Source organism: Meiothermus rufus DSM 22234 (genome assembly GCF_000423425.1).
GTDB lineage: Bacteria > Deinococcota > Deinococci > Deinococcales > Thermaceae > Meiothermus > Meiothermus rufus.
In genome coordinates, this window is the sequence record NZ_AUHY01000092.1 from 1 (window position 1) to 7,537 (window position 7,537).

Annotated in this window: 8 protein-coding genes; 3 read left to right on the forward strand and 5 right to left on the reverse strand. The window is 61.5% G+C overall.

Features of this window, described 5'->3' with window-relative positions:
• Window positions 1-904: 904 nt before the first annotated feature.
• Together G552_RS0112950 and G552_RS0112955 are read right to left on the reverse strand one after the other, a co-directional pair.
• A complete protein-coding gene (locus G552_RS0112950; protein ID WP_027883402.1) occupies window positions 905-2,098 on the reverse strand; it encodes an acyl-CoA dehydrogenase family protein in 1,194 nt (397 codons plus the stop codon).
• 148 nt (window positions 2,099-2,246) lie between these two features.
• Window positions 2,247-3,905, reverse strand: coding sequence for a putative ABC transporter permease subunit (locus G552_RS0112955; protein WP_027883403.1), 1,659 nt, complete (start codon window positions 3,903-3,905; stop codon window positions 2,247-2,249).
• Between the two features lie 99 nt (window positions 3,906-4,004).
• On the opposite strand from G552_RS0112955, the gene G552_RS0112960 reads away from it, so the two are divergent.
• The 3 genes from G552_RS0112960 (at window position 4,005) to G552_RS0112970 (ending at window position 6,135) form a co-directional block, all read left to right on the forward strand.
• Window positions 4,005-4,640: a CBS and ACT domain-containing protein gene (locus G552_RS0112960; protein ID WP_027883404.1), complete on the forward strand. Its 636-nt coding sequence runs from the start codon at window positions 4,005-4,007 to the stop codon at window positions 4,638-4,640.
• Window positions 4,637-5,773 (forward strand): acetoin utilization protein AcuC, encoded by a 1,137-nt coding sequence (locus tag G552_RS0112965; protein ID WP_027883405.1) that lies wholly within the window; start codon window positions 4,637-4,639, stop codon window positions 5,771-5,773. The genes G552_RS0112960 and G552_RS0112965 overlap by 4 nt, the downstream gene beginning before the upstream one ends.
• Before the next feature lie 107 nt (window positions 5,774-5,880).
• Window positions 5,881-6,135 carry a DUF1653 domain-containing protein gene (locus G552_RS0112970; RefSeq protein WP_027883406.1) on the forward strand — a complete coding sequence of 85 codons (255 nt, stop codon included), beginning with the start codon at window positions 5,881-5,883 and terminating at the stop codon, window positions 6,133-6,135.
• Here the strand turns inward: G552_RS0112970 and G552_RS0112975 are convergent.
• The 3 genes from G552_RS0112975 to G552_RS15550 form a co-directional block, all read right to left on the reverse strand.
• Window positions 6,101-6,574, reverse strand: coding sequence for a GNAT family N-acetyltransferase (locus G552_RS0112975; RefSeq protein ID WP_027883407.1), 474 nt, complete (start codon window positions 6,572-6,574; stop codon window positions 6,101-6,103). The two genes, G552_RS0112970 and G552_RS0112975, sit on opposite strands and share 35 nt — an antisense overlap.
• A 213-nt stretch (window positions 6,575-6,787) precedes the next feature.
• Window positions 6,788-7,015: a cold-shock protein gene (locus G552_RS0112980; RefSeq protein ID WP_027883408.1), complete on the reverse strand. Its 228-nt coding sequence runs from the start codon at window positions 7,013-7,015 to the stop codon at window positions 6,788-6,790.
• Between the two features lie 204 nt (window positions 7,016-7,219).
• A partial coding sequence (locus G552_RS15550; protein WP_036270929.1) for an integrase core domain-containing protein occupies window positions 7,220-7,537 on the reverse strand: 318 nt, incomplete at its 5' end.

A 7,537-nucleotide genomic window follows, 5' to 3' on the forward strand; every position in this document is an offset into this window, starting at 1 on the left:
TAGTCCAGGTCATCGCACTTCGGTGGGTTCATGGGCATCACCCCCTTTGGAGAAGCTTGGCTAAGCACTCTCCTCCTAGCACACAGAAGAATGTCCAGTCAACTGCAACTGCGTAAGTCCTAAAATTAAGAAGAACAATACTAAATCCAAATTTGAGCAAAGCAGCGCTGTTCCTACCACCAACGTACCCTCAAGGAGGTGGGGTGCTTGGCGTGGACTGGCCCAGCTTGCATTTGCACCGATGGCTATAAGCTCTCGTTGCCGACAATAAGCCCGCAGGCCACCAACTCCAAAGCCCTGGCCTGCCATCTAAAGGAACCTTCCTTATCACCTTCTCTAGTAGCGGCTCCTTTATGCCATCTGCGCCGAAGGCTATCCAGCAGTTGGCTCCGCAGCAAAAAGGCCAAAATCGGGTATGGTACCACTCCGCTCCGACACTACCTTTGCCGTGCACCTGCCGTCGAACCACACCCCACAGGGCTAGCTCCAGCTAAGTGCCTCACCGCAGCTTTCGCTACAGTAGGAACCCCAAATGGGCCTTGAGGACGGGGCCTTTGCAAGCGCCCGTGTTGAAAAGTCGGTGCGCGGAAGCTTAGCTCTCCTTGATATGGGCAAAGTAGGGCAGGAAAACCAAGACTACCTGGCTAGCCGCAAGAGGTAACCCATCTTTAGGGATGCCTGCAGCGCTCGAGCCGGGGCAGGGTAGCAAGGGGTGAGGAAGTAGCCTTTTTTGGCTGTCATGTGGCGGCTGCGACCCTGTTCCTCAGCCATAGTCAATGCGGAGGATGTGGAAGGGGCTTTGGGCTAAAGCCTCCATGGCACGAAAAACACAGGCGGGCATCTTAGGTTCTCTCGGTGGCACAAAGTTCCCGAAACCTGGCCGCCAAGGTAAAGTTCTATCGCCCTAGCGCAGGCTCAGCGCCGCCTTCTTCGCACTTTCCCCCAGGGCATTATGGCCGGTGAACTCGCGGCCTAAAATGAGGGTGTGGATGTCGTGGGTACCCTCGTAGGTGTCCACGGTCTCGAGGTTCAGCATGTGGCGGATGCTGTGGTACTCGAGGGTAATCCCACTGCCACCCAAAATCTCCCGTGCAGCACGGGCCCCGTTCAAAGCCGCCCGCACGTTGTCGCGCTTGGCCAGCGAGACCTGGGCCGGCTTGAGCTTTCCCGCATCCTTGAGCTGGGCCAGGCGCCAGGCCAAAAGCAGACCCTTGGTGTGGTTGGCGGCCATGCGCACCAGCTTTTCCTGCACCAACTGGCGGCTGGCAATGGGGGCCCCAAAGGTGGTGCGGCTCTGGGCGAACTCGAGGGCTTCGGTATACACCGCTTCCAAAGCCCCCAGCGCCCCCCAGGCGATGCCGTAGCGGGCTTGGGTAAGGCAGGAGAGCGGCCCTTTGAGGCCCTTTACGCCGGGCAGCATGGCACTGGCCGGAACGCGCACCTCCTCCAGCACCAGCTCGCTGGTTACCGAGGCCCGCAAGGAGGCTTTGTGCTGTATTTTGTTGGCCCGGAAACCTTTGCTATCGGTAGGCACAATGAAGCCCCGCACCTCCCCCTCCTCGTCCTTGGCCCAGACTACCGCCAGGTGGGCCAGATTGCCGTTGGTGATCCACATCTTGGTTCCGCTCAGCACATAGTCGCCGCCGTCCTTGCGGGCCCGGGTCTTCATGTTGCCGTCGGGGTCGGAGCCACCATCGGGCTCGGTCAGGCCAAAGCAGCCCACTAGCTCTCCGCTGGCCAGCCGGGGCAGGTATGCCCGTTTCTGCTCCTCCGAACCATAGGCCCAGATGGGGTACATCACCAGGCTACTCTGTACGCTGCAAAAGCTGCGCAGCCCCGAGTCGATGCGCTCGAGTTCGTAGGAAATCAGGCCATAGGTGGCCGCACTGGCCCCTTGGCCGCCGTATTCCGGGGGTAGGCTGGGGCCTAAAAAGCCCATCTCGCCAAATTTTTTGATCAGGTGGGTGGGAAACTCCGCCTTCTCCCACCACTCGGCGATGTAGGGCAGGCACTCAGCTTCCAGAAACTTGCGGGCAGCCTTCTGGATTTCACGCTCTTCGGGGGTGAGCAGGTCGGTTACTTGGTAAAAGTCAAACATGGGAGACCTCGAGGTCTAATTCTATCGCGGTTCCCCGCTTTTTTACTGCTATGCCCAATAACCTCTCCACTCTACAAACCTGCTATCCCAGGGCAAGTATACAAGTATATTTGCTTGAGCTCGAGACTTTCCTGGCGAGGTGTTGGGTCTACCTCTCCCCCATTCTGCGATAACCAAAACCCAGGGCCAACAAAGACGGCAGCAGGGTGGCCACCCCCACCAGCCCCAACCACCAAAGGCCCTCTGCGCTGGTCAGGTAGTGGGCCTGCCCCTGGGTAAAGGCCAGGTACACTGGACGGCTGGCCAGCACGACCAAAAACCCCGAGTGCAGCAGGATAAAGCCCATGTACAGCAGCCCCCCCAGCCCCACCGGCACCTCGGCGGGGTTGGGGGCATCGAACTTGGGAAAGGCCGCCCCCAGGCCCACCCCCAAACCCGCCGCCGCAATGGCCGAAGCCAGCCCCAGGATCAGGGAGATCTGGGTGAGGTTGCCGTCCAGGCCCAGTACCCTGGGTGAAAAGTAGCCCAGGGCAAGGCCCAGCGGCAGCAAAAAGAACAGGGCCAGGCCAAAGCGGGTCAGGAGCATGGTTTGCTTGGAGACCGGGCCGGTCTGGAGCATCCAGTAAGCGGGGCCCTCGAGGCTATACAGCGGATAGGCCAGCCGCACCCCCACCCCGCCGATCACAAACCCCTGGAAAGCCAGGTGCATGAAGCCCGCCACTAGCTGAAAGCGGGGGTCGCCCAGGGGCAGATACTGCAGGCTGGTGGTGTACAAAAGCACCAGCACGCCCACCAGAATCAGCTGGGCGGCCTGGTTGGGATCGCGGAAGAAGAGCCGCAGGTCGCGGGCCCAGAGGGCCGGGGCCACCCCCAAGGCCGACCACCGATCCAAAAGACCTGGTTGCAGGGTGCCGCGCTCACGCACGGTACCCTCGAGGGCCCGCACCCAGCCCTGCTGGTAGGCATAGCTAGCGACCAGCCCGGCCAAGAGCAATAATCCACCTGAAAGGGCTAAGAGCAACCAGAACTGGGGTTCCACATCCCCCCGAGAAAGCCCCTTCAGGGCCTGTTGCGCCAAGGCCGAGGGCAGGAAGGGGGCTGAGGGATCGCGGAAGGTCTGGAGGAAGCGGTCGAGTTCTTCTGGATTGGCAAAGTCGGTCTGGAACAGTACTTCAGGCCGCAAAGCCCGCAGCAAAAAGATGAGCAGTCCACCCAGCACGGCTCCCAGCGCAGCGGCCCACTCCCGGGCCCGGCCCGCCGGGGCATAGCGCACCAAGGGCAGGGCCAAACCCACCCCCAGCACCACCGGGAAGGCAAACAGGGCCAGCGCGACCAGGACCGCGCCCACAAAGAACAGCGGAGGTGCCCCGTAGTGTGCGCCATAGGCAAACAGCACCGGTAGCAACAGCAAACAGGGCAACAAAGCGGTGGTGATGAAAACCTCGCCCACCTTGAACAGAAAGACCCTGCGGGCTGGTTGAGGCAGGGCTAGCAGCAGGGGCAGATCCTCCGAGGTGTACAGCACCGCCACCGCGTTGGGCAGCGCCGAGAGCACCACCGCGCTCGAGAGCACCAGCAGCAGGCTGCCCAGCATGCGCTCCACCAATACATCGCGGGTAAAGGCCGCCGCTAAACGATTGAGAAAAACATTGCTGCCGAAAAGCTCGTTGGAGATGAAGTGCAAAAACCAGCTTGTCCCCCACCAAGCCCCATAGGCCAGTCCGGCCCCCAGCAGCAGCCCCACCAGGGCCGAGGCCGGAGCCTGACGAAAACCGTTCCATAAAAGCTGCAAGCGCAGGGTCAGCATCCCGGCTCGAGTCTAGCCCAGCCCCGTGGCGCCAAGGGTGCTTTTGCACCGCCTGCCCCTACTCACCCCCCCCTCGGCTTTTGCTTTAGACTGGTGCCAATGCTCATCAAAGACGTAATGCACAGCCCGGTGCTGACGGTAGATGCCTCGGTGACCCTCGAGGCCGCCTACCATCTCATGCTCCAACGCAACATCCGGCACATCCCGGTGACCCAAGAGGGCCGCCTGGTAGGGATGATTACCGACCGGGACATCCGGCTGGCCACCAGCCCCTTTGCCCCCCAAGGCCCTTATCCCACCGATACCCCTGTCGGAACCGTCATGACCCAGCCGGTGATCACCGGGGATGCCCTCGACCCGGTAGAAGAGGCCGCGCGGGTCATGCGGGAGCGCAAAATTGGGGCCCTGCCCATCCTGGAGGGCCAGGAAATCGTGGGCATCGTGACCGGGATTGACCTGCTAGACGCGCTTCTGCGGCTTACGGGGGTGCAAAAACCCAGTGGGCGGCTCGAGGTCTGCCTCGACGACCGGCCCGGCGAGCTGGCCCGGCTGAGCAGCGCCTTGGCCCAGCAAAACATCAACATCCACTCCCTGCTTACCTACCCCTCTGGCCCCGATACCGTAACCACCGTGGTGCGGGTAGGCACCCTCGAGGTGCGTAAGCTGGCCCAAACCCTGCGCCAGCAGGGCTTCGAGGTGCAGTGGCCGCCCGAGATTCCCAGCAAGGGCTTATGAGCGTCCCGGTCATCTACAGCCCCCAGTACAAGCGCTACAACTTTGGGCCGCAGCACCCCTTCAGCCCGGTACGGCTGGAGATGCTATTGGATTTACTGGAGCACCTGGGCTACCCGTTGCCCTTCGTCGAACCCCATCCGGCCACCCGCGAGGAGGTGCGCAGCGTGCACCTGGAGTCGTTTGTGCGGCGGGTGGAGGCCGCCGGGCGGGGGGAACACGCGCCCGACTTCGACCACTACGGCCTGGGCACCGCCGATACCCCCATCTTCCCCGGCATGGACGAAGCCGCCCGCTGGCTGGTGGGGGGCACCCTGACCGCGGCCCGCATGGTGGCCAGCGGCCAGGCCCGGGAGGTCTTGCAGCTGGGGGGCGGGCTACACCACGCACAAAAAGACCTAGCCTCGGGGTTTTGCGTCTACAACGACCTCTCGGTGGCCATCCGCCACCTCACCCAGCAGGGCCTGCGGGTGGCCTACGTGGACATCGACGTCCACCACGGCGACGGGGTGCAGTGGATTCACTACGACGAAGCCGAGGTACTGACCTTTTCCATCCACGAGTCGGGCCGTTACCTCTACCCTGGTACCGGCCACACCCACGAGATCGGCAAGGCCGGGGGCACCGGACGCAAGCTGAACATCCCGCTGGAACCCTTCACCGAGGATGATTCTTACCTCGAGGTTCTGCAGATGGGCCTCGAGCCGGCCCTGCGCTGGTTCCGCCCGGATGTGATGGTCATCCAGTGCGGGGCCGACGCCCACTACCTCGACCCCCTGGCCGAGATTCTGCTCACCACCCGGGCCTACGGCAAAATTTTCCCCCTGCTGCGCCAGTACGTGGCCGAGTTCGCCGGGGGTCGGGCGGTCTACACCCTGGGCGGCGGCTACAGCCTGGATGCCACCAGCCGCATCTGGGCCCTGCTCTACCTCACCCTGCAGGGCCTGCCCCTGCCCGACCACCTCCCCGAAGCCTGGCTGCGGCACTGGGGAACCCGGCTTGGCCACCTCCTGACCCATACCCTGTTTGACCCCGAGGGATGCTATCCGGAAATCCCCCGCAAACCCGAGATCGAGCGGCGCAACCGCCAGGTGACCGCGCGGATGCTCGAGACAGTGCAGCCCTACTGGCACTGAGACAAACCGGCCTAGCGTTTGTGCTGGCTGTTTTGGAAAGTGGGTCGGCGCAGGGTGTTCCTACGCTTTTGATCTCAGGCTGTGGCAAGATACAGTAGAGGTGTCCGATGCAACTCCAGCAGGGTTTATACCAGCACTACAAGGGCAAGTACTACTGGGTGCATGGTCTGGCCCGGCACTCTGAGACCCAGGAGTGGTATGTGGTCTACGAAACCCGCTACGGCACCGAGCCCGAAACCCTATGGGTGCGCCCTTTGGACATGTTTTTGCAGGACGTGGAGATAGAAGGCCGGCGGGTGCCGCGTTTTCGCTACGTGGGGGAAAACCCTAATCCAGGTTCTTCTGGTACCAGCTCAGAGTAGGACCGCTATCCTTCAGGTGCGCAAAGCCTACCCGCTCCCAAAAGCGTTTGGCTTGCTCGTTGTTTCCGTACACCACCGCAAAAAGCCGCTGCATCCGACCCCTGAGCCGGGCCTCGAGCCCCTCCACTGCCGCCTTACCCAATCCCTGCCCCTGAAGCCTTTCCTCAATCAAGAGCAGGCTGATGGTGGCTGAGTGCAGGTCGGGGTAAGCCACTTTGTAATCGAGGAAGCCCACCACCTGCTTTTCGCACAGCAGCAGCACAGCCTGCCGCCGGGTGTCGTGGCGAAGGGTCTCGAGTTCCCGCTCAATATCGTGAAGGGTGGGCGTATCACCTCCAATAAGAGCGATATAGGTTGGGCAGTTGAGGTAAAGACGGTGAACCGCAGAGGCCGCATCGGCGCTAACCGGCAGGAAGTCGAGGTGCACAGAAACCCTCATGGCTCTCCTTGATTGTAGGCCCAGCTCAGGGCATAGGCTGTAATTTGCAACCCAAGCCTTGTGCATAAACTCACGTATTCGCTACCAATCTTGGGGGTTTTTTGTGAATAAATCAACACCACAATGCTATTTTATACATAACAACCCATCCGGCTATCAGCAAAAAACCCTCGGGGCTCCCGAGGGTCTAAGCAATCCGAAGAAGAATAGGGGTTATCCGCGCTTGGCAGGCTCTACCACGCTCACGTTGGCCGCTTGGGGTCCCTTGCCGTTTTTACCCGGTTCGATGTCGAAAGTCACCACATCGCCTTCGTTCAAGGTGCGGAAGCCACGGGACTGGATGGCACTGTAGTGGACAAATACGTCCGGCTCACCCCCCTCACGCTGAATAAAGCCATAACCCTTTTCCGCATTGAACCACTTGACTGTACCTTTTTGCATACTGCTCCTTACCACGGGCTAAGCAGCGACCGCCTCACCCGGCCTAGGACTAAGGCGCTGAACTACCCAAGAAGCCACCCGCCCCGGGCCATGGAGCCACCATAGCCAGCGCAGCAAGCAGAGCAAGATGGGTCACCTTAGACAAACTCCCAGACGCCTCAAGATAGCACTTCCTACCAGGCTCTGTCTAGCTACTGTAATCGGTCAACACATGTGAGACTGGGGAACCGACTCCTCCTGCATCTTAGCTAAATACTCCAAGGGAGCAAGACCCCCCAGGGCCATGTGAGGCCTTCGGCGGTTGTAGTGGTCCAGGTAGGCATCCAGCTCTGCCTGTAGCTCGCTGAGCCGGGGGGGCAGAGGCCGGGTATAGAGCTCCTCCCTAAAGGTCCGTTGCACCCGCTCCACGTGACCATTGAGTTTAGGACTCCTCGGCGGCAGCACAAACAAGGCAATCCCCAGAGCACAGCAGGCCTCCTCAAACTCGGCCATGAACTCGCTGCCCCCATCCACCTGGATGGC